Origin of the sequence: Weissella thailandensis, from assembly GCF_001932615.1 — a bacterium.
In the GTDB taxonomy this organism is placed as follows: domain Bacteria; phylum Bacillota; class Bacilli; order Lactobacillales; family Lactobacillaceae; genus Weissella; species Weissella thailandensis.
The window spans coordinates 1418970-1442693 of sequence record NZ_CP014332.1 but is presented as its reverse complement, the minus strand read 5'-3'; the positions used below and the strand labels follow the sequence as shown (position 1 = coordinate 1442693).

Annotated in this window: 33 protein-coding genes, 1 tRNA gene and 1 pseudogene; 27 read left to right on the top strand and 8 right to left on the bottom strand. The window is 38.4% G+C overall.

All coding sequences use genetic code 11. The features are described from left to right. The first annotated feature begins 2 nt into the window (after nucleotides 1-2). The 4 genes from ftsY to rpsP all read left to right on the top strand — a co-directional run bounded on the left by ftsY (nucleotide 3) and on the right by rpsP (nucleotide 3414). Nucleotides 3-1247, top strand: a complete 1245-nt coding sequence (gene ftsY / locus FOL01_RS07150; protein WP_075269985.1) for a signal recognition particle-docking protein FtsY — start codon at nucleotides 3-5, stop codon at nucleotides 1245-1247. Next, nucleotides 1247-1588: a putative DNA-binding protein gene (locus tag FOL01_RS07145; RefSeq protein ID WP_075269984.1), complete on the top strand. Its 342-nt coding sequence runs from the start codon at nucleotides 1247-1249 to the stop codon at nucleotides 1586-1588. The genes ftsY and FOL01_RS07145 overlap by 1 nt, the downstream gene beginning before the upstream one ends. 4 nt (nucleotides 1589-1592) lie before the next feature. Next, nucleotides 1593-3050 (top strand): signal recognition particle protein, encoded by a 1458-nt coding sequence (gene ffh / locus FOL01_RS07140; protein WP_075269983.1) that lies wholly within the window; start codon nucleotides 1593-1595, stop codon nucleotides 3048-3050. 91 nt (nucleotides 3051-3141) lie between these two features. Next, the gene (gene rpsP, locus FOL01_RS07135; RefSeq protein WP_075269982.1) at nucleotides 3142-3414 is read left to right on the top strand and encodes a 30S ribosomal protein S16; all 273 of its coding nucleotides are present in this window, start codon (nucleotides 3142-3144) and stop codon (nucleotides 3412-3414) included. Nucleotides 3415-3517: 103 nt separating this feature from the next. On the opposite strand, the gene FOL01_RS07130 is transcribed toward rpsP, so the two are convergent. After that, entirely contained in the window at nucleotides 3518-4186 is a 669-nt protein-coding gene (locus tag FOL01_RS07130) for a histidine phosphatase family protein (protein ID WP_075269981.1), read from the bottom strand. A gap of 126 nt (nucleotides 4187-4312) precedes the next feature. On the opposite strand from FOL01_RS07130, the gene rimM reads away from it, so the two are divergent. The 8 genes from rimM to FOL01_RS07090 all read left to right on the top strand — a co-directional run bounded on the left by rimM (nucleotide 4313) and on the right by FOL01_RS07090 (nucleotide 12030). Next, nucleotides 4313-4819 (top strand): ribosome maturation factor RimM, encoded by a 507-nt coding sequence (gene rimM, locus FOL01_RS07125; protein WP_075269980.1) that lies wholly within the window; start codon nucleotides 4313-4315, stop codon nucleotides 4817-4819. Nucleotide 4820: 1 nt separating this feature from the next. Further along, nucleotides 4821-5558: a tRNA (guanosine(37)-N1)-methyltransferase TrmD gene (gene trmD, locus FOL01_RS07120; protein WP_075269979.1), complete on the top strand. Its 738-nt coding sequence runs from the start codon at nucleotides 4821-4823 to the stop codon at nucleotides 5556-5558. A gap of 120 nt (nucleotides 5559-5678) precedes the next feature. Next, nucleotides 5679-6035: a 50S ribosomal protein L19 gene (gene rplS, locus FOL01_RS07115; protein WP_075269978.1), complete on the top strand. Its 357-nt coding sequence runs from the start codon at nucleotides 5679-5681 to the stop codon at nucleotides 6033-6035. Between the two features lie 84 nt (nucleotides 6036-6119). Then, on the top strand, nucleotides 6120-7409 hold the full coding sequence (locus FOL01_RS07110) for a dicarboxylate/amino acid:cation symporter (protein WP_075269977.1): 1290 nt from the start codon (nucleotides 6120-6122) through the stop codon (nucleotides 7407-7409). Between the two features lie 166 nt (nucleotides 7410-7575). After that, complete coding sequence (locus FOL01_RS07105) at nucleotides 7576-8553, top strand: YitT family protein (protein WP_075270631.1); 978 nt, start codon at nucleotides 7576-7578, stop codon at nucleotides 8551-8553. Continuing rightward, a complete protein-coding gene (locus FOL01_RS07100; protein WP_075269976.1) occupies nucleotides 8553-8738 on the top strand; it encodes a 2-hydroxymuconate tautomerase in 186 nt (61 codons plus the stop codon). The genes FOL01_RS07105 and FOL01_RS07100 overlap by 1 nt, the downstream gene beginning before the upstream one ends. 110 nt (nucleotides 8739-8848) lie before the next feature. After that, nucleotides 8849-10354, top strand: coding sequence for a glycerol kinase GlpK (gene glpK / locus FOL01_RS07095; RefSeq protein WP_075269975.1), 1506 nt, complete (start codon nucleotides 8849-8851; stop codon nucleotides 10352-10354). Between the two features lie 227 nt (nucleotides 10355-10581). Next, complete coding sequence (locus FOL01_RS07090) at nucleotides 10582-12030, top strand: C40 family peptidase (protein WP_075269974.1); 1449 nt, start codon at nucleotides 10582-10584, stop codon at nucleotides 12028-12030. 104 nt (nucleotides 12031-12134) lie between these two features. Here FOL01_RS07090 and FOL01_RS07085 read toward each other — a convergent pair whose 3' ends face one another. Beyond that, on the bottom strand, nucleotides 12135-12773 hold the full coding sequence (locus FOL01_RS07085) for a deoxynucleoside kinase (RefSeq protein WP_075269973.1): 639 nt from the start codon (nucleotides 12771-12773) through the stop codon (nucleotides 12135-12137). Nucleotides 12774-12965: 192 nt separating this feature from the next. Then, a complete protein-coding gene (gene mscL, locus FOL01_RS07080) occupies nucleotides 12966-13346 on the bottom strand; it encodes a large conductance mechanosensitive channel protein MscL (RefSeq protein ID WP_075269972.1) in 381 nt (126 codons plus the stop codon). Between the two features lie 179 nt (nucleotides 13347-13525). Between mscL and FOL01_RS07075 the strand changes: the two genes are divergently transcribed. From FOL01_RS07075 to FOL01_RS07055, 5 genes are all read left to right on the top strand, one after another. Next, entirely contained in the window at nucleotides 13526-14365 is an 840-nt protein-coding gene (locus FOL01_RS07075) for a Cof-type HAD-IIB family hydrolase (protein ID WP_075269971.1), read from the top strand. 1 nt (nucleotide 14366) lies between these two features. Further along, on the top strand, nucleotides 14367-14573 hold the full coding sequence (locus tag FOL01_RS07070) for a hypothetical protein (RefSeq protein ID WP_075269970.1): 207 nt from the start codon (nucleotides 14367-14369) through the stop codon (nucleotides 14571-14573). Further along, complete coding sequence (locus tag FOL01_RS07065) at nucleotides 14560-15288, top strand: CPBP family intramembrane glutamic endopeptidase (RefSeq protein WP_083603461.1); 729 nt, start codon at nucleotides 14560-14562, stop codon at nucleotides 15286-15288. The genes FOL01_RS07070 and FOL01_RS07065 overlap by 14 nt, the downstream gene beginning before the upstream one ends. A gap of 92 nt (nucleotides 15289-15380) precedes the next feature. Continuing rightward, a complete protein-coding gene (locus FOL01_RS07060; protein WP_075269968.1) occupies nucleotides 15381-15887 on the top strand; it encodes an antibiotic biosynthesis monooxygenase family protein in 507 nt (168 codons plus the stop codon). A gap of 58 nt (nucleotides 15888-15945) precedes the next feature. Then, nucleotides 15946-16029: transfer RNA gene (locus FOL01_RS07055), tRNA-Leu, on the top strand. Between the two features lie 152 nt (nucleotides 16030-16181). Here FOL01_RS07055 and FOL01_RS07050 read toward each other — a convergent pair. The 4 genes from FOL01_RS07050 to FOL01_RS07035 form a co-directional block, all read right to left on the bottom strand. Next, nucleotides 16182-17258 (bottom strand): site-specific integrase, encoded by a 1077-nt coding sequence (locus FOL01_RS07050; RefSeq protein WP_075269967.1) that lies wholly within the window; start codon nucleotides 17256-17258, stop codon nucleotides 16182-16184. A 169-nt stretch (nucleotides 17259-17427) separates the two neighbouring features. Next, the gene (locus tag FOL01_RS07045) at nucleotides 17428-18084 is read right to left on the bottom strand and encodes an Ltp family lipoprotein (protein WP_075269966.1); all 657 of its coding nucleotides are present in this window, start codon (nucleotides 18082-18084) and stop codon (nucleotides 17428-17430) included. A gap of 77 nt (nucleotides 18085-18161) precedes the next feature. Next, nucleotides 18162-18653: a DUF2798 domain-containing protein gene (locus FOL01_RS11380; RefSeq protein WP_075269965.1), complete on the bottom strand. Its 492-nt coding sequence runs from the start codon at nucleotides 18651-18653 to the stop codon at nucleotides 18162-18164. 73 nt (nucleotides 18654-18726) lie between these two features. After that, nucleotides 18727-19077 carry a helix-turn-helix domain-containing protein gene (locus FOL01_RS07035; RefSeq protein ID WP_075269964.1) on the bottom strand — a complete coding sequence of 117 codons (351 nt, stop codon included), beginning with the start codon at nucleotides 19075-19077 and terminating at the stop codon, nucleotides 18727-18729. A 279-nt stretch (nucleotides 19078-19356) separates the two neighbouring features. Here FOL01_RS07035 and FOL01_RS07030 point away from each other — a divergent pair, with 279 nt between their 5' ends. From FOL01_RS07030 to FOL01_RS11115, 3 genes and pseudogenes are all read left to right on the top strand, one after another. Further along, on the top strand, nucleotides 19357-19575 hold the full coding sequence (locus FOL01_RS07030; RefSeq protein WP_075269963.1) for a MarR family transcriptional regulator: 219 nt from the start codon (nucleotides 19357-19359) through the stop codon (nucleotides 19573-19575). Between the two features lie 12 nt (nucleotides 19576-19587). Beyond that, a pseudogene (locus tag FOL01_RS07025) lies at nucleotides 19588-20385 on the top strand (phage antirepressor). 2 nt (nucleotides 20386-20387) lie between these two features. Then, nucleotides 20388-20540, top strand: a complete 153-nt coding sequence (locus tag FOL01_RS11115; RefSeq protein WP_156835006.1) for a hypothetical protein — start codon at nucleotides 20388-20390, stop codon at nucleotides 20538-20540. Here the strand turns inward: FOL01_RS11115 and FOL01_RS07020 are convergent, their stop codons facing one another. Beyond that, complete coding sequence (locus FOL01_RS07020) at nucleotides 20541-20753, bottom strand: hypothetical protein (RefSeq protein ID WP_075269962.1); 213 nt, start codon at nucleotides 20751-20753, stop codon at nucleotides 20541-20543. A 230-nt stretch (nucleotides 20754-20983) separates the two neighbouring features. On the opposite strand from FOL01_RS07020, the gene FOL01_RS07015 reads away from it, so the two are divergent. From FOL01_RS07015 to ssb, 7 genes are read left to right on the top strand one after another with little or no spacing between them, the layout of a single operon-like run. Beyond that, nucleotides 20984-21178 carry a hypothetical protein gene (locus FOL01_RS07015; protein ID WP_002828472.1) on the top strand — a complete coding sequence of 65 codons (195 nt, stop codon included), beginning with the start codon at nucleotides 20984-20986 and terminating at the stop codon, nucleotides 21176-21178. Nucleotide 21179: 1 nt separating this feature from the next. Then, entirely contained in the window at nucleotides 21180-21413 is a 234-nt protein-coding gene (locus FOL01_RS07010; RefSeq protein WP_075269961.1) for a hypothetical protein, read from the top strand. Beyond that, nucleotides 21403-21639, top strand: coding sequence for a hypothetical protein (locus FOL01_RS07005; RefSeq protein ID WP_075269960.1), 237 nt, complete (start codon nucleotides 21403-21405; stop codon nucleotides 21637-21639). The genes FOL01_RS07010 and FOL01_RS07005 overlap by 11 nt, the downstream gene beginning before the upstream one ends. 49 nt (nucleotides 21640-21688) lie before the next feature. Beyond that, complete coding sequence (locus FOL01_RS07000; protein ID WP_075269959.1) at nucleotides 21689-21877, top strand: hypothetical protein; 189 nt, start codon at nucleotides 21689-21691, stop codon at nucleotides 21875-21877. Beyond that, the gene (locus FOL01_RS06995) at nucleotides 21874-22515 is read left to right on the top strand and encodes an ERF family protein (protein ID WP_002828463.1); all 642 of its coding nucleotides are present in this window, start codon (nucleotides 21874-21876) and stop codon (nucleotides 22513-22515) included. Before FOL01_RS07000 ends, FOL01_RS06995 begins: the two co-directional genes overlap by 4 nt. Further along, nucleotides 22515-23225, top strand: a complete 711-nt coding sequence (locus FOL01_RS06990; RefSeq protein WP_075269958.1) for a putative HNHc nuclease — start codon at nucleotides 22515-22517, stop codon at nucleotides 23223-23225. The genes FOL01_RS06995 and FOL01_RS06990 overlap by 1 nt, the downstream gene beginning before the upstream one ends. Next, the gene (ssb, locus tag FOL01_RS06985; protein ID WP_075269957.1) at nucleotides 23188-23715 is read left to right on the top strand and encodes a single-stranded DNA-binding protein; all 528 of its coding nucleotides are present in this window, start codon (nucleotides 23188-23190) and stop codon (nucleotides 23713-23715) included. The genes FOL01_RS06990 and ssb overlap by 38 nt, the downstream gene beginning before the upstream one ends. Nucleotides 23716-23724: the final 9 nt, after the last annotated feature.

Below are 23724 nucleotides of genomic sequence, written 5' to 3'. Positions count from 1 at the left end.
TCATGGGATTATTTGATTTTTTTAAAAAGAAGCCAGTCAAACAAGTTGAAGTTGAAATCTTATACCCCAGTAATTGGGAAAATGGGATGCCACCAGTAAAAGTTGTCGCTGTTGAAATATTACAACCAACACCTGGGGAAGCAATTGACATTGAGTTGCCCAAGGCCGATACTACGGAAACAGAAACAGAAACAGAAACAGAAACAGAAACAGAAACAGAAACAGAAACAGAAACAGAAACAGAAACAGAAACAGAAACAGAAACAGAAACAGAAACAGAAACAGAAACAGAAACAGAAACAGAAGATGATAGTGAAAAACTAGATACTGGTCTACAAAAGACTAAGAAGACTTGGTCTGAACGTTGGAATGCCTTTATGGCCAATTTTCGCTCAGTCGATGAAGACTTCTTTGACGACTTAGAAGAAACACTAATTGGTGCCGATGTTGGTGCGCAAACAGCATTACAATTAACAGATGAATTACGCGATGAAGTTAAATTACAAAACGCTAAAAGTAAGCAAGAAATTTCTGAGGTAATTATTGACAAGCTGGTTGATCTATATCGTAGCCAGGGAATTAATGAAGATGCCTCAATGCACTTTGCACCTGAAGGACCAACTGTGATTTTGTTGGTCGGTGTTAATGGTGTTGGTAAAACGACCACAATTGGGAAACTATCTGCTTATTATAAGCGGGCCGGTAAAAAAGTTGTTTTGGCGGCTGCCGATACATTTAGAGCTGGTGCCACTGAACAATTAGTCGCATGGGGTGAGCGTAACGATATTCCTGTTGTGACTGGATCATCGAAGGCTGATCCGGCGTCAGTTGTTTTTGATGGTGTTAAAACGGCTATTGATACTCAGGCCGATATATTATTTGTTGATACAGCTGGTCGTTTACAGAATAATGTTAATTTGATGCAAGAATTATCAAAAATGAAGCGCATTATTACACGTGAATTGCCAAATGAACCACAGGAAGTATTATTGACATTAGATGCAACAACTGGTCAAAATGCTGTACAACAAGCCAAACTATTTAAGGATTCAACTGATGTGACCGGTATCGTGTTAACAAAGTTGGATGGAACAGCTAAAGGTGGTATTGTGCTACCAATTCGAAATGAGTTGCACTTACCAGTTAAATGGGTTGGATTAGGTGAAAAGGTTACGGATATTCAACCATTTGAGGCAAATGACTTTGCCAAGAGTCTATTTGGTAGTTTGTTAACGGAGTCAAAATAATGGAACTAGAAAAAAGTATGCGGCTTAATATGTTGTTTGACTTCTATCAGCCCTTACTGACAGTAAAGCAAAATAATTATTTGCAACTATATTATGCGGATGATTATTCTCTGGGTGAAATTGCTGAAGAATATCAAGTTTCTAGGCAAGCAGTTTATGATAATATTAAAAGAAGTACCCAGTTGCTAGAGAATTATGAAGACAGATTACATTTGTATGGTGACTATCAAAATAGACAACAAGCAGCTGACCACTTGAATGACTATATTCAACAAAATTATCCTGATGATGAAGCATTGATTCGCTTAGCATCGAGATTATTGACATTAGAAGAGGAGTAAAGCAATGGCCTTTGAAGGTTTAACAGATCGACTACAGAAAGCCTTGAGTGGCTTACGTCGTAAAGGAAAAGTTACAGACGCAGACTTACGCGAGACGATGCGTGAAATCCGGCTAGCACTATTGGAAGCCGATGTTAACTTTAAAGTTGTTAAGGACTTTGTACGTAGTGTTCGTGAAAAAGCAGCTGGTGCTAAAGTCTTAGACGGACTTAATCCAGCCCAACAAATTGTCTCAATTGTTAATGATGAGTTGACGGCAATGATGGGTGAGTCAGCCGTAGAACTTAATAAGTCACCTAAGATACCAACAGTGATTATGATGGTTGGGTTACAAGGTGCTGGTAAAACGACGACAGCTGGTAAGTTAGCACTGAAATTAAAAAATGAACAAAATGCACGACCATTAATGATTGCAGCCGACGTTTATCGTCCAGCTGCCATTGATCAATTAAAGTCATTAGGTGAACAAATTGATGTGCCCGTATTTGATATGGGTACAGATGTTAATCCACGTGACATTGTTAAAGCAGGAATGGAAAAAGCGGCTGAGTTAAAGTCGGACTATGTTTTCATTGATGCGGCTGGTCGTTTACAAATTGACGAAGAACTGATGCAAGAGTTGGCTGATGTTAAGGATATTGCGCAACCTGATGAAATCATGTTGGTTGTCGATGCGATGACTGGTCAGAACGCGGTTGAGACAGCTGAAGGATTTAATAATCGCCTTGATATCACTGGTGTTGTTTTGACGAAGTTGGACGGTGATACCCGTGGTGGAGCTGCGTTGTCAATTCGTGCGGTGACTGGTAAGCCAATTAAGTTCGTTGGTCAAGGAGAAAAAATGACCGATCTGGATATTTTCTATCCAGACCGGATGGCTAGTCGAATTCTTGGTATGGGTGACTTATTAACTTTGATTGAAAAGGCCCAAAAGGATTACGACGAGAAGCAAGCTAATGAAACAATGGAAAAAATGAAATCAAATACGTTTGATTTCAATGATTTCATTGATCAAATGGATCAATTGCAAAATATGGGCTCAATGGAAGATATTATGAAAATGATCCCAGGTATGGCGAATAATCCAGCCTTGAAGAATGCCAAAATTGATCCGAAAGATATGGCACATATTCGCGCAATTGTGATGTCAATGACACCTGAAGAACGTGAAAATCCAGATGTTTTGAATCCATCACGTAAGCGCCGTTTAGCAGCAGGAGCTGGTCGGCCAGTGGTCGAAGTCAATCGTATGGTTAAACAATTTAATCAGATGAAGAAGATGATGAGCGGTGTGATGAATGGTAACATGGCTGGTATGGAACAAATGATGAACGCCATGGGTGATGGTGCCAATGGTGCCGGATTCCCAGGAGCTGGTGGCGGTATGAAAGGTAAGATGGCCGACATCGCAATGAAACAAATGGCACGTAAAATTCGTAAGAACAAGAAAAAGCGTCGTTAATTTTAAAGTGTAAAGGAAAATCACTTTACAGCATTTGCTAAGTCTGTTATAGTTATAAATGTAGAAAACAATTGGAGGAATTATTCAAAATATGGCAGTTAAAATTCGCTTAAAGCGCATGGGTTCAAAGAAGCACCCTGTATACCGTATCGTTGTTGCTGATTCACGTTCACCACGTGATGGTCGTTTTATTGAAACAGTGGGTACTTACAACCCACTTGTACAACCATCAGAAGTTAAATTAGACGAAGAGCTAGTTTTGTCATGGTTGAACAATGGTGCACAACCATCAGATACTGTTAAGAACTTGCTATCAAATGCAGGCATTATGGCAAAGTACCATGATGCAAAGTATTCAAAGTAATTTGATACATCAAAAAAGGAATCCATTTTTGGATTCCTTTTTTTGTGCCTTTTAACTATTAATATGTTTTAATTGGCATCCAAAATTCTCTTATTTTGCGTATTTACCAGATAGTTTCTAAGTCATTAAAGACGCGTAATGTTAAATGATCACCAGTTAGTTGCCAAAGACTGACCGCACCATTATCGGGTTCCGCATGGTCACCATCAAGTTGTGCAAAGTGTTGACCTAATGTACTCAATAGTCTGCCGTGTGAAACTAAAAGTACATTTGCATTTTCAGGATTTTCGGCAGCAATTTGCTTAAAGCCACTCATTAGTCGTTGCCAAAATATAGCAGCTGTTTCGGCATCCCCAGTCGGGTCGGCTTCATGAATGGCATTTATTATTTCGAATGGACCAAGTTGACGAGTTAACTGGGCAAACGTTGTTGTCGTAGGTAATCCATGTTGTTTGGTAATCGCTTGCGCCGCAATGCTGTTAGAAATACCATCAAAATAACCAAAAAATTGCTCTCTTAATTCAGGTAAGGATTGCAATAATGAGGCATCAGTATGGTTATTTTGTTCTAAAACCATTTGAGCCGTTGTTACTGCACGTTCCAAGTCAGAAGAATAAGCGCGATCAAATATGACGTGTTGTAGGCGATCACCGGCGGCTTGGCCATCTTGGATGCCTTTCTCGGTGAGTGGGGCATTAGTCCAGCCTTGAATACGATTGTATTTATTGATGTACGTTTCACCATGCCTGACGATATAAAGGTTGATACTCATTGATTGCTCTCCTTAAAATGCCGTTATTAGTTAGATTTTATCAGATAATTCTCAAGATTTCCTATTCAGTTAGTTTTCTTTTACTGGTATACTACAATTAATATGACTATTGAAAAGGAAGAAAACATGGCACTTTATAAAGTAGGTAAAATTGTTAATACGCACGGTATTCGTGGTGAAGTACGCATTGTGCCAACGACAGATTTTCCTGCAGAACGCTTTAAAAAGAACCAAAGTTTGGTTATTCAAGCACAACAAGGTAATGTAACAGTACAAATTGCGACAGCACGTCAGCATAAACAATTTATGCTGGTTAGTTTCGTTGATATGGCAAATATTAATGACGTTGAGCAATACAAAGAGTGCGAGGTTTTTGTGACTGACGAGTTGCAACAGGGCTTGCCTGATAATGAATATTATTATCATGAAATTATTGGCTTGAATGTTATTGATAATGCAACAAATGAAAACCTTGGTCAGGTGAGTGAAATCATGCCATTACCAGCAAATGATGTCTGGGTTGTTCGTGCACGAGGTAAAGAAGACCTATTCTTGCCATTTATTGCGGATGTTGTTACTGACATTGATCTAGATGATGGTTCTGCCAAAGTAAATTTGTTAGAGGAAATTTAAAATGCGAATTGATATATTAAGCCTATTCCCAAATATGTTTGCGCCAATGCGAGAATCTATTATTGGTAAAACAGTTGAACGGGGCTTGGTTGATTTTAATGTGACTGATTTTAGAGATTATACAGAAAATAAGCACAACAAGGTTGATGATGAAATTTATGGTGGTGGGCAAGGCATGTTATTAATGCCACAGCCATTATTTGATGCAATGGATGCCGTGGAAAAGGAAGCTGGCAATCGTGGTCGAGTGATTTTGATGGATCCAGCTGGTAAGACTTTCAATCAATCCATTGCCGAGGAACTAGCTCAAGAAGATCATCTAACGATTATCGCAGGTCATTATGAAGGTTATGATGAACGTATCCGGACGTTAGTTGATGATGAAATTTCTTTGGGAGATTTTGTATTAACTGGTGGTGAACTAGGGGCGATGACTGTGGTTGACGCAACGGTACGTCTATTAGATGAGGCTCTTGGGGATGAACGTTCTGCTGTCGATGAATCATTTTCAACTGGCTTACTTGAATATCCACAATACACACGGCCAGCTGATTTTAGAGGCTTGAAAGTGCCAGATGTGCTACTATCTGGTCACCATGCCAATATTGCAAAATGGAAGCATAAAGAGGCGTTACGTCGTACCTATCAACGACGACCAGACTTACTGGCTGATTATGAATTAACGCCAGCGGATCAAAAATTGCTAAAAGAAATCAAACAAGAAGAACAAATCAACTAGTCATGGCTTGTTAACAGATTATTAATGTGGTATTATTTTAATCAGTGCTTATAGCACAAAATAAAACCCGATAATCCGCTGGCCGAGTGGTGCAATGATTGTCGAAGAGGAGATTTAATTATGCGTCAAAACGCTTTGTTAGAGAAGTTGGTTGCTGACCAATTACGTACAGATATCCCAGAGTTCCGTGCCGGAGATTCAGTTCGTGTTCACGCACGTATCGTCGAAGGTTCACGCGAACGTATCCAAATTTTTGAGGGTGTTGTTATCAAGCGTAAGGGTACTGGTATCCAAGCTACTTACACTGTTCGTAAGATTTCAAGTGGTGTTGGTGTGGAACGTACATTCCCATTGCACTCACCACGTGTTGAAAAAATTGAAGTAATTCGTCATGGACGTGTACGTCGTGCCAAGTTGTATTACTTGCGTGCATTGCACGGAAAGGCTGCTCGTATTCCAGAAGCACGCCGCAACTAATAAGGGTAAACTATTAGTAAAAAGCCAACCTCTGTGGGTTGGTTTTTTTTGCAGATAAGATGATACGTTAGAGGGGTTAAGTTTGTGAGTGTTGGTAGAAAAACTAAGAGAGAAAAACGTAGTATTGGTTTAGGTTGGCGAATTGTTATTGGCTTAATTGTAGGTATTATTCTGGGGGTCATCTTCTTTAAGAATAAGACGGCTATCACGGCAATGCAAAATATTGGAACAATGTTTATTGGGCTAATTCAAATGATTGTGTTGCCAATCGTGATTTCTAGTTTAACAGTTGGTATTGCAAAGATGGGTGATATCCGTAAATTAGGTCGCGTCGGATTGAAGACGTTGATTTACTTTGAAGTACTATCAACGATTGCAATTATATTAGGAATGATTGCAGGAAATGTTTTCGAACCAGGTGCCAATGTCAACGTGCACAACTTGCAAGCAACCAATATTAGTAATTACTTGTCGACGGCAAAATCAGCCAGTGATGGTGGTATTTGGGCAACGATAATGGATATCGTACCAACTAATTTCTTTGCATCATTATCAGAGAGTAACATGCTACAAGTTATCTTATTCTCGGTGTTCTTTGGTCTAGGAACTGCAGCAATTGGGCAAAAAGGGCAAGTTATTATTGATCTTTTTGATGCAGTGGCAGAGGTCATGTTTAAAGTTACAAATTGGGTCATGCAGTTAGCACCTATTGGTGTTGGTGCCTTGATTGGTGCGACAGTTGCTCAGATGGGACTAAAGTCATTGGAGTCACTAGGATACTTTATATTTGTTTCTTACCTGACAATGATTTTCTTTATGGTTGTTATTTTGGGTATTGTGTTGAAAATTTATAATGTTCGTGTATTTACCTTATTTAAGGTATTGCGTGATGAAATTATCTTAGCCTTTACAACCGCATCTTCAGAAGCAACATTACCAAGAATTGTGTCAAAGATGGAAAAGTTCGGAGTCAGTCAAGGAATTGTTTCCTTTGTTGTGCCAACAGGTTATACATTTAATCTTGATGGTTCCGCTATATACCAAGCAATTGGTGCGCTATTTATGGCACAGGCCTATAATATTCATTTATCATTGGTCCAACAGTTGACCTTATTGGTTGTCCTAATGATTACCTCAAAAGGAATGGCTGGTGTGCCAGGGGCATCGTTCGTGGTACTTTTGGCCACGGTATCATCAATCGGTGTACCGCCTTCAGGATTAGCCTTTATTGCCGGTGTTGATCGTTTGATCGATATGGGACGTACGGCAGTTAATGTTGTTGGAAATTCAACGGCATCAATTGTCATCGGTAAGTCTGAAAAGGACTTTGATGAAGAGAAAAATATGAAGTATTTAGCAAGTTTTAATGATTAACTAAGTAGCAACAGCTAGATATAGCCAAATCGGTTATATCTAGCTGTTGTTTTGTTTATAAGTTAAAAAACTGCGATAAATGGGCTTTGTGTATGGAATAATGCCTTTTTTTGTGTGATAATGGATAGATGATTTTTGTTTAAGATAGGAGGCAGATGTTGTGACAATGGTACGTGTACGTGAGTATGGTATGAAGACGATTGTATTTGTTTTAGCAGCCGTTCTTGTAGCCATCTCAATGAATAGTTTTTTCATCCCAAACAACATCTTTTCAGGTGGTTTCAATGGTGTGGCACAATTAATTAGTTTGTTTTTTGATTCAGTAGTTGGGATACATATTGAAGTTGGGGCAATTATTATGGGGTCAAATATCCCGCTAGCGATTGCTGGCTGGATCTTTGCAGGACGAAAGTTTACAATTTTATCATTTTTAAATAATTTTGCTGCTTCGTTTATGCAAATTGTATTACCTAAATCTTCTTTGGTGTCCCAAGAACCAATTTTGGCAGGTTTGTTTGGTGGCCTATTATTAGGTATTTCAATTGGTTTAACATTTAAAATGGGCTTTTCTACCGGTGGTATGGATATTGTCGCCATGATTGTCCAAAAGACAACTGGGAAATCAATTGGCTCGATTAATATGTTTATTAATGGTTTCATTGTCATCGTTGCTGGTGCCTTTATTGGTTGGCAAAATGCGATGTATACGATTATAGGTATTTATGCCACATCTGTTGCCGTAGATGCTATTCATACACGTCATCAAAAGTTAACAGCGTTTATCGTTACCAGCCATCCGGATGAGGTCATCAAAGCCTTACAGGAAGCATTAGTTCGTGGTATTACGGTGATGCCTTCACGTGGTGCATTTACGCAAGAACCTAATACAACACTAATGATGGTTCTATCACGTTATGAGCTGACAGAAATGCAAAATTTGATTAAATCTGTGGATGTCGATGCATTTGTGAATATTGTTAGTACTGTTGAAGTTTCTAATAATTTCTGGAATGAAGACCTACAGTCGCAAATTAGGCATGAGCGCACGGCTGCTAAGGCACAGATTACGGATGCGTTGAATATCAGTGAAGAAGCTGATAAAATTGACGTAGACAATAAGAAAGATAATGAGGGACGTATATAATGCCATTAGTTCATATTGATTTGGTTGCAGGACGTAGTGATGAGCAGTTAAAAGCGATGATGACGGATGTCACAACAGCTCTTGAGAAACACATTGGTGTGCCTCGTGAAAATGTTAAAGTGGTTGTTAACGAGATGCAACCCGATCGTTTCATGGATGGTGGCGTTTTGCGTTCTGAGAAATAATTTCGTACAATGGAAGATGAAGCACGTTATGTGTTTCATCTTTTTTTTGTCATGAGGGGCATAATCAATTATTGGTTATTGAAAAATAAAAGTAGGAGCTATAGAGATAGATGGCTGATCAATATATATTGGCGCTCGATCAAGGTACAACAAGTACACGAGCAATGTTGTTTGATAACGACGGGCAAGTAGTTGCCACGGCGCAAAAAGAGTTACCCCAGATTTTTAATAATCCGGGTTGGGTAGAACATGATGCGAATGGTATTTGGGAAGATGCCCGCCAAGTAATGGCTGAGGTTGTCATTAAAGCTAATATACCGCCGTATAAAATTGCGGGTATTGGATTGACCAATCAACGTGAAACAACGGTTATTTGGGATCGTTTAACAGGTGAACCAATTGCGCCAGCAGTTGTTTGGCAATCAAAACAAAGTGTTGAAATTGCTGAAGAGTTAAAAGCTGAAGGATTGACGGACTACATTTATCAGAAGACAGGATTATGGGTCGATGCCTATTTCTCAGCGACAAAAATTATGTGGCTGTTAGATAATGTACCTGGTGCACGAGAACGCGCTGAAAAAGGCGAGTTGTTATTTGGGACAATTGACTCATGGTTGTTATACAAATTAACTAATGGGCATGTTCATGCGACTGACTATTCAAATGCATCGCGTACAATGTTGTTTAACATACATTTAAAAGAGTGGGATCAAGATTTACTCGAGAAATTCAATATTCCCGTCACGATGTTGCCTGAAGTTCGCGATTCCTCAGGAATATTTGGTTATACCGCCGAATATGCTTTCTTTGGTATTCAAGTACCGATTGCGGGAATTGCAGGTGATCAACAGTCGGCATTGATTGGTCATCAAGCATTTCAGCAAGGGGATGTTAAGAATACATATGGCACAGGTTCATTTATTGTGATGAATACAGGCCAAGAAATTGCAACGTCAACTAATGGACTGCTATCGACAATTGCCTACAGTATTAATGGGCAAGTAACTTATGCTCTAGAAGGCTCTGTCTTTATAGCGGGTGCGGCTATTCAGTGGTTACGTGATGGGTTACAACTGGTTAAGAGTGCCAAAGAAACTGCAGCATTGGCCGAAATTGCCCGTGAACAACACGTTGATCCGATTTACCTAGTGCCTGCTTTTGCTGGTTTAGGGGCACCTTATTGGGATCAGAATGCACGCGGAGCTATGTTTGGTCTAACTCGTGCGACAACTAAGGAAGACCTTGTGAGAGCCACATTGGAATCAATTGCATACCAAACACGAGATGTATTAGAGGCTATGCAGGACGATACAAATATTGATATAACAAACTTGGTTATTGACGGTGGGGCTGCTGCAAATGATTACTTGCACCAATTCCAAGCTGACTTAATTAATACAGTGGTTAAGCGACCTGAGCAATTGGAGACAACTGCATTGGGTGCAGCATATCTAGCTGGTTTAGGTGTTGGTTTTTGGGAAGATATAGCTAATTTACCAGCTGCCAACCATCTACAGCTAAAAGAACCTATTGCTGAACGACAAAATCAAGTGCAACATGCTTATAAGGGATGGCAACGTGCAGTGGAAGCGACACGTCTTTTTCCGATAGATTAATATGAGTTAAACGAAAATACAAAAAGTTTAAGAGACATTGATTTATTGTGCCAAGATGGTTAAATTGATGTCTCTTTTTTGCTTATAACAAAGGCGAACAAAGTTTCCCCTAAAAATTTAAGGAAAATTAAGGTATGATATAGATGTTAAATAAAGTTTAAATATAAGCTGGTGTCTGTGTATTTAAACCTGGGTTTAACGATTAGGATTTGAGAGGAGTTATGCCTATGGTACAGGTTTCAAAAAAGGTGATCACAACTGGTCTTGTTGGCGCACTGGGTGTTGTGGCAACCACACAAGTTCCGGATGTACAAGCTGCAGTCAGGGGCGCTGTGAACTTAGCCCCTGATTCGGAACATGTGATGCAATTTCAGAGTGTGACGAACTTTATTCAAGAAGTAGCATCTGGACAGAATCATGGTAAAGTGACAACAAAGTCAGATGTTCTTCGAGAAAAGGGATCAAAAAAATCAGCAATTGCGACCTTTACGGATACGAGCAAGCATGCTGATAAAAAAACGACAAATGATGTGGACAATGTAGCATCTGAAGCAATGACAGAAGCGCTAGTTACCTCTAGTCAAGCTGATGAGACAACATCATCATATTATGATGATTCAACAACGGATACAACAGAAACTGATGCTTCAACGACACCAGCTGAAGATGCTGTGGTTTCTGAAGCAAATAGTGATAGTACACAGTCGGATGCAACGAGCGCTTATACGATTAAAGATGGTGATACATTAGCAAAAGTAGCAGCTGCTACCGGAATTTCAATTGCTGAACTACAAGCGGCTAATCCAGACGCTGATACTAGCATGTTACAAATTGGGCAGTCAATCTCTGTGCCAACTGCTGGCACAGATGAGGTTTCCCAAACGGCTAATTATGACACACAGTATGATGTAACTGATGCAACGGCAGATACAGCAACGTACGGAGCGGATACAACGGTAGTTGACGATGCACAGGAACAGTCAGCCTATACTGATACTGAATTAGTACCACAATCTGTGCGTGATTTCACTGCAACTACAACATCGGCAACCTTACAATCAGATATGCAAGCTGATGTACAATCCTTGGAAAGTGCACCAATAGAGAATCAACAAAGTCATGAGACAACGACAAGTGGCAGCCAGGTGATGTCTAATGGTGATGTTGTGCTAGATGCCTTACCAACTAAGCAAAGTAGCGCAGATACGGTAACTAAAGATGCTAGTTCATCAAATGTACAGACGCTGAGTGCGCGGAATGCTGAAACTGGCACATTAACACAGACCCAAAGAAATGATATTGTTTCGGCAGCATTAAAATATGCCTCACAAGATATTCCTTATGTGTGGGGTGGTAAGACTGCTGCTGGATTAGATTGTTCAGGATTAGTAGCAAAAGCATATCGAACGGCTGGTGTTTCGATTCCAGCATATACGGTCGCTGAAGAGGCCTATGTTGCAACACAGGATGTCCAAAGTGAATCAGATATTTTGTCTGAAGCACAGCCAGGTGATTTATTATTCTGGGGTGGTCATGGTGCCACTTGGCAAGTCGCTATTTATGTTGGTGATGGGCAATATGTTATTGCTTCTGAGCCTGGACAACAGGTTCAAGTTGCTAACATAGCGGATACAGATGTTCTACCTGATTTTGTTGGGGCATACAGTTTTCATTAAGTAAAAAGCATATTAGAGATTAAAAGGGACGTCAATCTGACCAATTTAACTTGGTAGATTAACGTCCCTTAAATTTATGGTTTCACTTACTTTTGTGTAATCAATTAAACAGTTTCTAATTCTTTTAGACGGTCGTCAATTTGTTGTAAAACAATTTTTTGACTGTCTTTATTTTCAAGATCATATTTTTGCAAATCAATTTTCATTTTTGGTGAAGCATCATAATCTGCATACCATTTCTGATAGGCTGACCACATTTTAAAGTAGTACTGTCGTAAATCAGCATTGTCTTCGAATTGCTCATAATCGCGACCGCGTTTTTTAATACGGTAAAGGATGGTGTCAAAGTCGGCATCAGCAAATACCATTAAGTCTGGACGACCTTTTTTCATCGTTTGGATTTCATCCATCATGTTTTTAAGTAATGTCATATAAACATTTAACTCAGCATCAGAGATGTTACCTTCACGATGATTTTCTTGGGTGAATAGCGCATCTTCGTAAATAGAACGATCTAAGACATTATTATCATCCGATAAAGCTTTCTTGATCATTGCGAAACGCTTGTTCAAAAAGTAAATTTGTAGTAAAAATCCATATTGTTTTGGATCTGCATAATAAAGAGGCAAAACAGGATTTTCACCTACAGGCTCAAAAAAGGCCTGTGTATTAAGATGTTTTGCAATCAAATCAGTTAGTGTGGTTTTCCCGACACCGATCATACCAGCTGTGATAATCACCATGGTAGTCCTTCTTCCTTCAGGATTATATTTTCTCTAAATACTCATCTTATAAAGTACATGAGTGAGCTTATCAGCTGATAACTATATTAGCCAATATAATAAATAAATTCAACATCTTGACAAAATAAAAAGAACGTCCTTGCATAGACAAATGCCTATATATCAAGGGCGTTCCTGTTTGAAAATAAAAAATTAGTCTTTCTTTTCTGCTAGTGCGTCACGAATTTCTTGAAGAACAACCAATTCAGTTTCTTCTTCCTCTTCATCTTTTTTAGCTAGTGATTGCGCTTTGCGGATAGCCTTCAAAATCAAGAAGATGGCAAAACTCGTCAATAAGAATGTAATCAATGTACCAATGAATGATCCAATCTTGATATTAGCTGAACCGACATGCCAAACAATCGTTGAAAATGAGATTGAACCAGTAATAATACCAATTAAGGGCATAACTAAGTCATCAACGACTGATGTCACAACTGTTTGGAAAGCAGCACCCATAATAAAGGCAACGGCTAAGTCCAAAACGTTACCACGCATGATAAAGTCTTTAAATTCATTTACAAAATTACGCATAAAATGTCTCCTTTTATTAACCTAACATTAAATATGGCACAGTGAACTATGCAAGTCAAAGTATATGTGAAAGATACTAGAATTTTTTAAATTATTTCTTTTTATATTAAAGATCGCCACAAGTAAATGGATTTTTTCTGGTAGAATAAAGAAAATATGTGACGTAGAGGAAGTAGTCAATGAGTTATAAAATGTTGGTATCCGATTTAGACGAAACATTTCTAAATGATGATGGTACGATTCACAAAGAAAATATGCGTGCAATTAAGCAAGCAACGGCAAAAGGATTTAAGTTTGTTCCTAATACCGGCCGATCATTTAAATCTGTCCAAAATATGTTAAAAGAGTTAGGATTATTTGATCAAGCAGACCAGTATGTTATCTCATACAATGGCGCTGCGATTGTTGAAAATCATGGTAATCGTGTCATAGCCACGCAAGATATGCCAGTATCCCTAGCAAAGCAGATAGTTGCTGCGGGCTATTTGAGCAACCAAATTGACGTTCATATTTACACAGTGGATAAATTATTCATTTATGATCTTAACGAGTCAGATAAACATTATATGGCAACTCGCGGCGTGACATATGAAGAAATCAATCAACTCGATTTATCATTTTTAGACCATGAACAGCCAATTATGAAAGTGATTTTTGAAAATGAGGATGCTACCATTCAAAAACAAATACATGATGCTGTTCTTGAGACAGTAGGCAGTGACAGTGTTGAAGCAACGTATTCATCAGGACGTTATGTTGAGTTTAACTTGCAAGGCGTTGATAAGGGGAGTGCTTCATTATTATTAGGTAAGAGACTAGATATCAAGCCTTCTGAAATAATGGCTGCTGGTGATAATAATAATGATTTAAAGATGATTAACGCCGTAGGATTAGGTGTTAGTGTGGCTAATGGGATTACATCAGTTAAAGCAGCAGCAGATTTTGTAACGCAACGCACGAATAATGAAGGTGCGATTGCCGAAATATTAGATCAATTTGTATTGGTAGGTGAAGACTAGTATGCGTTTTGCAATTCAAATTGGTGCGAGTTTTATCGTTGTTATTGTTTTTATTGGTTTTGTCTGGTTTGCAAAAATAGCAAATTGGCCAACATGGGTGATTGGTGTCGCCTTGTTTGTATTGTTTGTCCTATTCACGATTTTGATAACAGTGTTATCATTAGCGCTGCAACCAAAAAATCAGGAGGATGAACATGAAAAAGATTAATCAAGTCGGCAGCTTGATAACTGGAATCATTTGGGTAGTTGTTGGGGTTATTTTAGATTTTGTTATTCAGTTAGGTAGTACTTACAGTAGAGTGGGAGTCGTAAACTGGTTGGGTGTTGATAAAAATCATCCCATTGGTATTGCGGTGATGTTAATTGTTGCCGCTATATTAACAGCGATAACAGTCTGGATATTATCTTATGCAGTCAAAAGAAAGGCTCCCAAGACAAACTTACACCCGTTTCGTGGTGACAAACTAGCTTGGGTTGGCTATGGTTATGCCATGATTCTTGGGGCTGGTATGGTAACAGTCGCCTTACAGTATGTTTTTTCTCATCAAAAGATGATCGCTAGTAATCAAGTCGCACTAGAGGAAATGGCTAAAAAAGGGGGCGCGGCACTTGTTTTTGTCGTTGTCCTGGCCGTCTTTGTTGCACCGTTGGTCGAAGAACTAATTTTTCGTGGCATTATTTTGAACTACTTTTTTAAAGACGGACCTTGGTGGTTTAATGTCATTATTTCGGGTGTTTTATTTGGCTACTTCCACGTTTATCAAGATTTCCAAATTTTTGCTCTTATTCAATATTCGTTAATGGGTATATCATTGGCAGTTGTTTATAAGAAGACCAAGCAAATTCAGTATTCAATAGCTACACACATGTTGAACAATGGGATTGCCGCTCTTAGCTTAATTGGGATGGCATTTGGTTCATAATAAAATAATTCGTATAACTATATTTTTTAATCGATTTAGATTATGATTGATGTAGATATATCGCGAAGTACGATGTGAATGGGGGAAACATAATGACTGAGTATTTACATGTGACGTTTGGATCAAAGGATGTTTTACAAAATGTGCGAAATAATAATTTAGAACGCGGACTTCTACTGATGAGTGATGAGTCCGATCGGCAAAAGTATGAATTATTGGAAAAAACAACTGATAAAAAGTCAGTATTCGCTATGCCGGTAACGTATGAGATTCTTGCTAGCCATGGGGAGACTGATGAACTAAGAGGTTGGATGAATTTTACTTTTATTAGACTGAATGATTTAGAACGAGACAATTTTATTCGGCGGTATAAAGCAAGTAAGCAAGATATTGAAACACCTGGCTTTATTAGTTCGTATATTTTACAAAAAACAACGAATGCACATGAACTTGTTATTTTGTCGACATGGCGCCTAAAGGAAAATTGGTCCGATTGGCAAGAATCAACTGATTTTCCATTACATCGCTATGAGCATTCCCAATATAATTTATACAGAAAACAGCTTAGTTTTGCAGCCTTAGCAAAGCAAAAGCTATAAAAATACTACCCAATGACATTGATTTCTGTTATAGTTATCATTGTTATGTAATGGGTATGCCGTCGTGGCGGAACTGGCAGACGCGCACCGTTCAGGTCGGTGTGAGATTTATCTCGTGCAGGTTCGATTCCTGTCGACGGCACTCAGGTTAAAATTCAATAAACCGCTAAGAACCCTGTTATATCGGCTTAAACCGTTGATATGACAGGGTTTCTTTGTGTTTAAAAATAATCTACTTTTACCATGAGATACCATGATTTACCACCATTTTTGCTACAATTTGCTACAAATTTGCTACAAATTTTCCAACAGATTAACTGACTTTTCATCTTCTTCTCGCTTCAAATTATCCAGCATGTGAGTGTAAACTCGTAAGGTCATACCAACTGATTTGTGTCCCAATCTGGCAGATACGTATTGAATATCCACGCCATGAGATAATAGCCAACTTGCATGTGTGTGGCGCAGTCCGTGAAAGGTAATTATTTTAGGTGATTGAATTGCTTGTAAATCGACTTTTAAGCGTTTATTAACTGCTGCACTTGTAATTGGTCTCGGCATGCCAAAAACGAAGTCTGTGGCTCTTTCTGGGCGTTTCCACGTATAAAATTGTTCAAGCAATGTTGCAGGCACCGAAATTTTTCTAACTGATGACTTAGTCTTTGGTTCTTTTATAGCACGCTCAACTTGTTCCCAGGCTTTGTTAATGGAAATAACACCTTGATTCATATCTTGCCAAGTTAAGGCTGCAGCTTCTTCATATCGGACACCGGTATTCAAGGCTAGTAATATCATCATGTCTGAATCGGTTCGGTCCGTTAAGTTAATAGATTGAATGTAATCAACTAATGCTTTCATCTGTGGCTCTTCAAGATATTTAAGGTCGCTAGATTTACCTTGCTTACCTTTGGCATAGATACCATCAATCGGATCCTTAAAGATGATGTCGTCATATATGGCTGATTTAATAGCCTGGTGCATGATATTACGTACTTTATTAACAGTCTCATCTGAATATTTTTTAGCTAGTGTATTCAAAAATCGCTGAAAAGTAGGGCGGTTTAGTGAACCAAGCGTAACGTTTTGCATATGTTCTTCGATATACAATTCAGTTGTGTGATACCACATTTGTGTGGCACGAGACATATCTAATTTATAGGTAGTGTACCAGTCATGAAAATATTCTGATAACGGTTGGCTTTCATCAAAAGAAACAAAACCCTTAGCTTTGTAATTTTCCATTTCAACGGCCCATGCTTTTGCAGCAGATTTAGTTCTGAAACCAGATTTAGATTTCTTACGGTACTTTGGTCCATCTTTAACAGAAACGCTGGCGGTATAACTTTTGCCACGTTTATAAATGCTTGCCATATTAGTTTAAACCTAACCTTTCATGTAAAAAATATAGATAGTTTACCGACATATCCAGGTCTGATATACTAGATACGTTAAATAAAAGCGCAGGAAACTTCGCTTTGTTAATATGGGAATGCACGTACACTACTGTTTGGCGATGGGAGTGTACGTGTTTTTTATTGTTTTAATTTCCTAGATGTTGAATTGCGTAATCAGCTTCTTGTGCCGTGAATTGCTCACCGTATGATGAAGTTAGTTGCTCTCTAATTGCATCTGAAGAAATTCCTTGTTGATTTTTGTAGTCTCTTGCAGTATTCAGAGCGTTTTTGTTGTAATCTGCTTTAAGATTATCAACGGCGTATTGCGCTTCAGATTCTGTAAACTTATCACCAGCAGTAGCGATTAGTTGTTGACGAATGCCTTCTTTAGACATGCTTTGTTGGTCTGAATAAGCCTTGGCTGTCTTTAAAGCGTTGGCATTATAGTCAGCTTTCAAGTGGTCTACTGCATATTGTGCGTCTTCATCACTGTATTGATCACCAGCTGATGCTGTTAATTGAGCAAAAATACCTTGCTTAGACATATGCATCATTGATGAGTATGATTTAGCTTTTAGCAATGCACCTAATTGGCTTTTTGTAGCACCTTTGGTATCAACTGTTGTCGTGCTACTTGATTTTTTACTGCTTGTATTAGAAGAACTAGATGTATCTTCTTTGTTTGCCGTTGTGCTTTTGTTTCCACCCAATGAACCAAATGCTGCAATAGCAATGATAATGATAACTACCCATACCCAAATTCTTTTGAAAAATGGTTTCTTTTGTTTCTTTTCCCGAGCCATTTTGCCCACTCCTTAAACAGCTTTTAACGTGAATCCTTTCTGCACGTATATGTATGCCACCAGCAGGGTGGCTTTTGTTATTTCAATGACAGAGGGTACGATTGTTTTAATTTTTTGAATATGTTAACTAGAGTAGGACGAATGACAAAGAAAAATACGGGAATGGCGACAAAAAAAGTTTTCACCCAATTGCCTAAATAGCCAGATAAAAATTGTGGATATAGTTGACGATTCATTTCAGTAAATAAAACCATCATAATTGAAACGTTGAATGTAATGACGAGCACAGGCACACTAATATGTCTTGGAATATTATTAGTTAATATAGTTGGAAAGTAGCTATGTATCTTCAGAACAATTGGTAAGGTAATGTATGTACGCAAACAATATATAAATATTACGATCAAAGGGTAAATGATGAAAACTTTTTCAAGCATTTTTTCTGAAAAACCATATCGAATGATTGTGTTATAACTAGCCATTATTGCAACCTTAGTACTGATGAAGGCCCAAGGCATAGTATTGGGATGGTGTAGCGTTCTTTTTAATAAAAATTTGATAGACTCCATTTACTTCTCCTACAGCTTTTAACGTGGATCAGTTGTTGCACGTATATGTATGCCACCTCAAAGGGTGGCTTTTTTATTTACTTTCAAAAGCGTCAACAAGGCCCTTGACGTAATCACGAGCACGAGCCATGACAATAGCTTTTTCTTCTTTAGAAAGGTTGTCTAGGTCGATACCCCAATGGGCAGCGATTAAATCAACAGTGCTTTCATCTTTTTTATTAGCGTGCATATCATCTGTGTTACCTAATAAGTAGTCGACTGATACGCCTAGGACGTCAGCAACAGCTTTAATTCTGTTTGCAGAAGGTTCTTTCTCCTTCCACTTATATATAGTTTTTTCACCCAAACCGGATTTTACACTTAACGCAGTTAATGAAATACCACGTTCTTTTGCAGCTTTTTTTATACGTTCAAATAGCGTCATATCAACGTTTCTCCATTCTACTATACTAAAAAGTATAATAAAGAGGCACAAAACTATTGCAATTCGTACCCTATGGTGGCATAATAATTCATGTACCAAGTTATTAAACAGCGTACAAAAACACAAATCCATAAATAAACAATGCTGACAGACAATATTTTTTAATGGATTACTAGGCGTTTTATAACGCTTCTTTATGTGTGTAATTGTAGTACCCTATTGGGGCAAAGTCAACAATGTTTATAAACATTGTTTATAAAAAAGAAAGGAGGTGAGCAAATGGCAAATACTTGGGACTGGCAAGCGGAACTTGCAAAAGCGCATCTAACACAAACGGTTCTGGGCGAGTTCTTAGGAATTAGCAGAAGCCAAATGAGTGGTCTGGTTAAAAAAATGATACAGGGCGAAGGCAAGACTGCAACACCGCTTGATGAAGAACGTTGGAACAAAGCTCTCGAATACATTAAATTCAAGCAACAACAATTACAAGAAGCATAAGGAGGCTTAAACATGGCAAATGAAGTACAAGTATTCAATTTTGAACAAATGAATGTTCGAACGGTAGAAATTGATAAAGAACCTTGGTTCGTAGGAAAAGATGTTGCAAATATTTTGGGCTATTCCAATACAAATGACGCTTTAAAAAAACATGTTAATAGCAAAGATAGAAGGGGGTCGCAAGTTACGACCCCCTCTGGAACACAACAAATGACAGTTATTAATGAAGCTGGTTTGTATGATTTGATTTTTGATGCAGCACGTCAATCACGAAATTCTGAAATGAAACGGGTTGCTGGTGAGTTTAGAGATTGAACAACTCATGAAGTGTTGCCAAGCATTCGCAAGCATGGTGCTTATCTAACAAATGAAAAGATTGAAGAAATCTTATTAAGCCCTGACACACTAATCAAGGTAGCAACGGAATTGAAAAATGAGCGAGAGAAGAATGTACTGCTCACACAACAGGTTTCAGAGTCACGTCCTAAGGCTGATTACTATGACAAAATCATGCAATCAAAGTCACTGGTAACCATTACACAAATTGCAAAGGACTATGGTTGGTCAGCAAAGCAAATGAATGACAAGCTACATAGCTTGGGCGTGCAATACAAAATTGGTGGTCAATGGGTGCTTTATTCAAAGTATCAAGACAAAGGATATACGTTCAGCACAACGGTTGACATCACTAAGAGAGATGGCAGCAGCGATGTAAAAATGAATACTAAATGGACGCAAAAGGGACGTGTATTCATTTACAACTTGCTAAAAGTAGATGACATTTTACCAACAATTGAACAGGAGATTTAATCATGACACAAACAGAAAATTACATGGTTCTTGCACAAATAAATGCATCTGGTTTAGTTGAACTAAAAAACCTGTCCGAAACACTAGCAAAGCAGTGCGAACAGGTTAGTGAAACTATCGAAAAAATATCTAAAAGTTACTTTCTCAATAGATGATTAATTAAAAGTTAAATAAGTATTGTCAATATTTTTAACAGTATGGCCACTATTTTTAACTTCAGAAACTATTTCATCAGCAGTTAAAGATGGATAGTCAGCTAGTCGAATGCTGGCTTGACCGCCTACATGTTTAACAGTATTGCGCAGTGCTGTACCTAATTGGTGGCGAAGATCATGAAGCTCTAATTCCTTGTTTGGTGTGATTCCCATAAATAATTGCTCCTTTCAAGATAACAAAACATTAATGTTGTTATGAACAGTATAACAAAATAACGAAAGTAGGCAAAATACGCCAGATGACATAGTGATAGATAAAACCACGTTATCTTTCAGAAGAGAAAGAAATTTATTATACATCCATTACTTTTCCTTTCATCAATGTAGGGAAGAATTGCGACACTCACAAATTAAATTATAGCAACAAAGAAAGGAGGTTGATTATGGCAAAGCCAGTTCCAAAATTTGAAATCAAAGACAAGATACTTGTCACGGCAGATGAAGCAGCTGGTTTGTTGTCAGTATCACGTAGTTATTTCGATGAAAAAGTTCGATACGACAAAGAATTTACAGCAATGAATATTGAACGAATGCCTAACAGGTATAGCTTAAAACGATTAAAGGAATGGGGAGGATAACATGTTAGCAGAAATAGCAATGTTCATTCAGTTACTAGGCATGGCAACATTAGCAGCGATTTTGCCAACGATTGGTGTAATGTGCGTGATCTATTTGATTTATACGCACAGATCGCAACTACTCGATATTTTACAAGGCATTTTGCGCATCATCTGCTGGGTAATTATTTGCCTAGTTGATGGAAAGACAAAAGCTGACGGTATCAAGGTAAAGAAGGTAGTGAATGGCAAATAGACATCAAGAGTTAACTGATGAATATGAGAAACGTTATCAACAATTTGCTGAGATGCGCAACAAATATCCAAACATAAAAAACAGCAACCGCAGTCATTACTTAGAAGTGATTGCTAAAAAGTTGCACCTATCACACGACAGAATGTATTCAAAGAAATGTGAAGGGCGTTGGCAGGAAGAACATAAAAAAACGTCTAACCATTGCAGTGATCAGACGTTCAGGTAAATAAAAGGTAATTACTATTACCCTTCTAATTTAACACAAGGAGTACAACATGCCAAATGATTTAATAGCCCCACCAGAAGACGAATTGCCCTGGGGATACACCATATACGGCGAAGAGATCGAGTTAGGCGAACTTGATGTGAGAGAAATTGAATCAGGACGGTATTTGAAACCTGAGGAATTTGAACGCTACATCAAAGATAACAGCATTCGAGTTGATACGGAGGAACGACAATGAACAAATCAATAGAATGGCAACCAACACCAGAATTAAATGAAGATTTAGTAAAAATGCAGTTGAGCTTGGTTCAACCCGCTAAAACAAAGCAAGGTCACTTTGGACCATACGCAGGGCTTGATGACATTGACCGTGCAGTAAGGTCAGCGATTAAAGCTGCGGAGGTGCCACTTACCTATAATCAGTCGACTAGTACTGAGTTAACAGCAAATGGGAAAATTACACATCAGGTTATTACAAATATTATTCACTCATCAGGAGAAACGCTCCATATTGATGGTGTTACGTATGAGCAAGGATCTACGCCAGCACAAACGCTAGCAAACCTGACTTATGCTAAACGTGGAAGCTTGTCAGCCGCATTCGGAGTAGTGGCTGATGATGATGACGACGGACAGGCAATCACAGCTTTGAAGCAGGAACAAATTAATCAAGAAAATATGCGCAAGGCAATTATTGCCAAGCTTAAGGAAAAATTGAAAGAAGTACCAAAGGAAAAATTACCACAAATTTTTGCCACATCAAATATGACAGAAAAACATAATAATAATTCTGATTTGGATAAATTAACAGCAGCACAGGCTTCTGTATTAGCTGGTGCTGCAATATTCGCAATCAATGACGCAGGTATTAAGTAATGGAACTTTGGGGACGAATTACAGCGATTAAAGGTAATCAAATAGCGGTCACGCTTGAAAGCCGTGAAGAGCTGGCAAGCTTGTCCCTGTTTACTACCGAAGACCAACCACAGGTTGTGGTTAATGTACAAGATGAACGACATTTGAGCAACGTTCAACGCAAAAAGGCTTATGCGATTATTGGCGAAATTGCTAGATGGTCAGGTTATGTACCAGAGGAGTGTAAGGAATGGTTGAAATACTATTTCACTGCTGAAACTGGTACACCATATTTCAGTTTTGTAAATGCTGATATGACAACTGCAAGAGAATTTATCACATTCTTACTTGATTATGCGATAAGAAACCACATACCAATGTCACATAGCGGACTTACTTATCAAGATGATTTGGATATGTATATGTACCAATCGTTGAAATATCGGTCATGTGTTATTTGTGGTAAGCACGCTGATATTCATCACGTAGATGGTGTAGGAATAGGTAATGACCGTAACTTAGTTGACCATCGGCAAAAGCATCTCATTGCTTTATGTCGTGAACATCATCAAGAGGCCCACAAACTAGGTTGGCCAACATTCAAAGAAAAATACCACGTTAAGGGAATTTTATTAGATCCACAAACATTAAATCAGATAGGCATTATGACCTACAAACGAATGGAGGAAATCGATGATAAACAACGTCACACTAACTGGCAGACTAACTAAAGATATGGAGTTGAAATATACCACGTCAGGTACAGCCGTAGCCAGTGCAACAGTAGCAGTTGAACGTTCATTTACTGACGGTAATGGTGAACGAGGTAGCGACTTTATTAACTTTGTTATTTGGCGTAAGGCGGCTGAAAATTTAGCTAAAATGACCGCTAAAGGTTCATTGATTGGACTGGAAGGACGACTACAAACACGTAGTTATGATAACCAACAAGGGCAAAAAGTATTTGTTACCGAAGTTGTCGTTAATAACTTCTCGCTATTAGAAAGCAAGGAAGTGACTGACCAACGTAAGCAAGGCGGGGTTAGTCAACCACAGCAAAATAACTTTAATCAACAGCCACAGCGACAAAACAATTTCAACCAACAGCAAGCACCGCAAGGAAACTTCAATCAACAACGCCAACAACCACAGCAAAATAATTTTGGTGGATCACAGGGGTATGGCAACGGCAATAACTTTGAAGACCAATTGCCGTTCTAGGAGGTTGAA

Bases quoted from the DNA above. Each gene is read 5' to 3' on its own strand.
- ftsY (WP_075269985.1), top strand. From the start codon at position 3: ATGGGATTATTTGATTTTTTTAAAAAGAAGCCAGTCAAACAAGTTGAA.
- FOL01_RS07145 (WP_075269984.1), top strand. From the start codon at position 1,247: ATGGAACTAGAAAAAAGTATGCGGCTTAATATGTTGTTTGACTTCTAT.
- ffh (WP_075269983.1), top strand. From the start codon at position 1,593: ATGGCCTTTGAAGGTTTAACAGATCGACTACAGAAAGCCTTGAGTGGC.
- rpsP (WP_075269982.1), top strand. From the start codon at position 3,142: ATGGCAGTTAAAATTCGCTTAAAGCGCATGGGTTCAAAGAAGCACCCT.
- FOL01_RS07130 (WP_075269981.1), bottom strand. From the start codon at position 4,186: ATGAGTATCAACCTTTATATCGTCAGGCATGGTGAAACGTACATCAAT.
- rimM (WP_075269980.1), top strand. From the start codon at position 4,313: ATGGCACTTTATAAAGTAGGTAAAATTGTTAATACGCACGGTATTCGT.
- trmD (WP_075269979.1), top strand. From the start codon at position 4,821: ATGCGAATTGATATATTAAGCCTATTCCCAAATATGTTTGCGCCAATG.
- rplS (WP_075269978.1), top strand. From the start codon at position 5,679: ATGCGTCAAAACGCTTTGTTAGAGAAGTTGGTTGCTGACCAATTACGT.
- FOL01_RS07105 (WP_075270631.1), top strand. From the start codon at position 7,576: ATGGTACGTGTACGTGAGTATGGTATGAAGACGATTGTATTTGTTTTA.
- FOL01_RS07100 (WP_075269976.1), top strand. From the start codon at position 8,553: ATGCCATTAGTTCATATTGATTTGGTTGCAGGACGTAGTGATGAGCAG.
- glpK (WP_075269975.1), top strand. From the start codon at position 8,849: ATGGCTGATCAATATATATTGGCGCTCGATCAAGGTACAACAAGTACA.
- FOL01_RS07090 (WP_075269974.1), top strand. From the start codon at position 10,582: ATGGTACAGGTTTCAAAAAAGGTGATCACAACTGGTCTTGTTGGCGCA.
- FOL01_RS07085 (WP_075269973.1), bottom strand. From the start codon at position 12,773: ATGGTGATTATCACAGCTGGTATGATCGGTGTCGGGAAAACCACACTA.
- mscL (WP_075269972.1), bottom strand. From the start codon at position 13,346: ATGCGTAATTTTGTAAATGAATTTAAAGACTTTATCATGCGTGGTAAC.
- FOL01_RS07075 (WP_075269971.1), top strand. From the start codon at position 13,526: ATGAGTTATAAAATGTTGGTATCCGATTTAGACGAAACATTTCTAAAT.
- FOL01_RS07070 (WP_075269970.1), top strand. From the start codon at position 14,367: ATGCGTTTTGCAATTCAAATTGGTGCGAGTTTTATCGTTGTTATTGTT.
- FOL01_RS07065 (WP_083603461.1), top strand. From the start codon at position 14,560: ATGAAAAAGATTAATCAAGTCGGCAGCTTGATAACTGGAATCATTTGG.
- FOL01_RS07060 (WP_075269968.1), top strand. From the start codon at position 15,381: ATGACTGAGTATTTACATGTGACGTTTGGATCAAAGGATGTTTTACAA.
- FOL01_RS07050 (WP_075269967.1), bottom strand. From the start codon at position 17,258: ATGGCAAGCATTTATAAACGTGGCAAAAGTTATACCGCCAGCGTTTCT.
- FOL01_RS07045 (WP_075269966.1), bottom strand. From the start codon at position 18,084: ATGGCTCGGGAAAAGAAACAAAAGAAACCATTTTTCAAAAGAATTTGG.
- FOL01_RS11380 (WP_075269965.1), bottom strand. From the start codon at position 18,653: ATGGAGTCTATCAAATTTTTATTAAAAAGAACGCTACACCATCCCAAT.
- FOL01_RS07035 (WP_075269964.1), bottom strand. From the start codon at position 19,077: ATGACGCTATTTGAACGTATAAAAAAAGCTGCAAAAGAACGTGGTATT.
- FOL01_RS07030 (WP_075269963.1), top strand. From the start codon at position 19,357: ATGGCAAATACTTGGGACTGGCAAGCGGAACTTGCAAAAGCGCATCTA.
- FOL01_RS11115 (WP_156835006.1), top strand. From the start codon at position 20,388: ATGACACAAACAGAAAATTACATGGTTCTTGCACAAATAAATGCATCT.
- FOL01_RS07020 (WP_075269962.1), bottom strand. From the start codon at position 20,753: ATGGGAATCACACCAAACAAGGAATTAGAGCTTCATGATCTTCGCCAC.
- FOL01_RS07015 (WP_002828472.1), top strand. From the start codon at position 20,984: ATGGCAAAGCCAGTTCCAAAATTTGAAATCAAAGACAAGATACTTGTC.
- FOL01_RS07010 (WP_075269961.1), top strand. From the start codon at position 21,180: ATGTTAGCAGAAATAGCAATGTTCATTCAGTTACTAGGCATGGCAACA.
- FOL01_RS07005 (WP_075269960.1), top strand. From the start codon at position 21,403: ATGGCAAATAGACATCAAGAGTTAACTGATGAATATGAGAAACGTTAT.
- FOL01_RS07000 (WP_075269959.1), top strand. From the start codon at position 21,689: ATGCCAAATGATTTAATAGCCCCACCAGAAGACGAATTGCCCTGGGGA.
- FOL01_RS06995 (WP_002828463.1), top strand. From the start codon at position 21,874: ATGAACAAATCAATAGAATGGCAACCAACACCAGAATTAAATGAAGAT.
- FOL01_RS06990 (WP_075269958.1), top strand. From the start codon at position 22,515: ATGGAACTTTGGGGACGAATTACAGCGATTAAAGGTAATCAAATAGCG.
- ssb (WP_075269957.1), top strand. From the start codon at position 23,188: ATGATAAACAACGTCACACTAACTGGCAGACTAACTAAAGATATGGAG.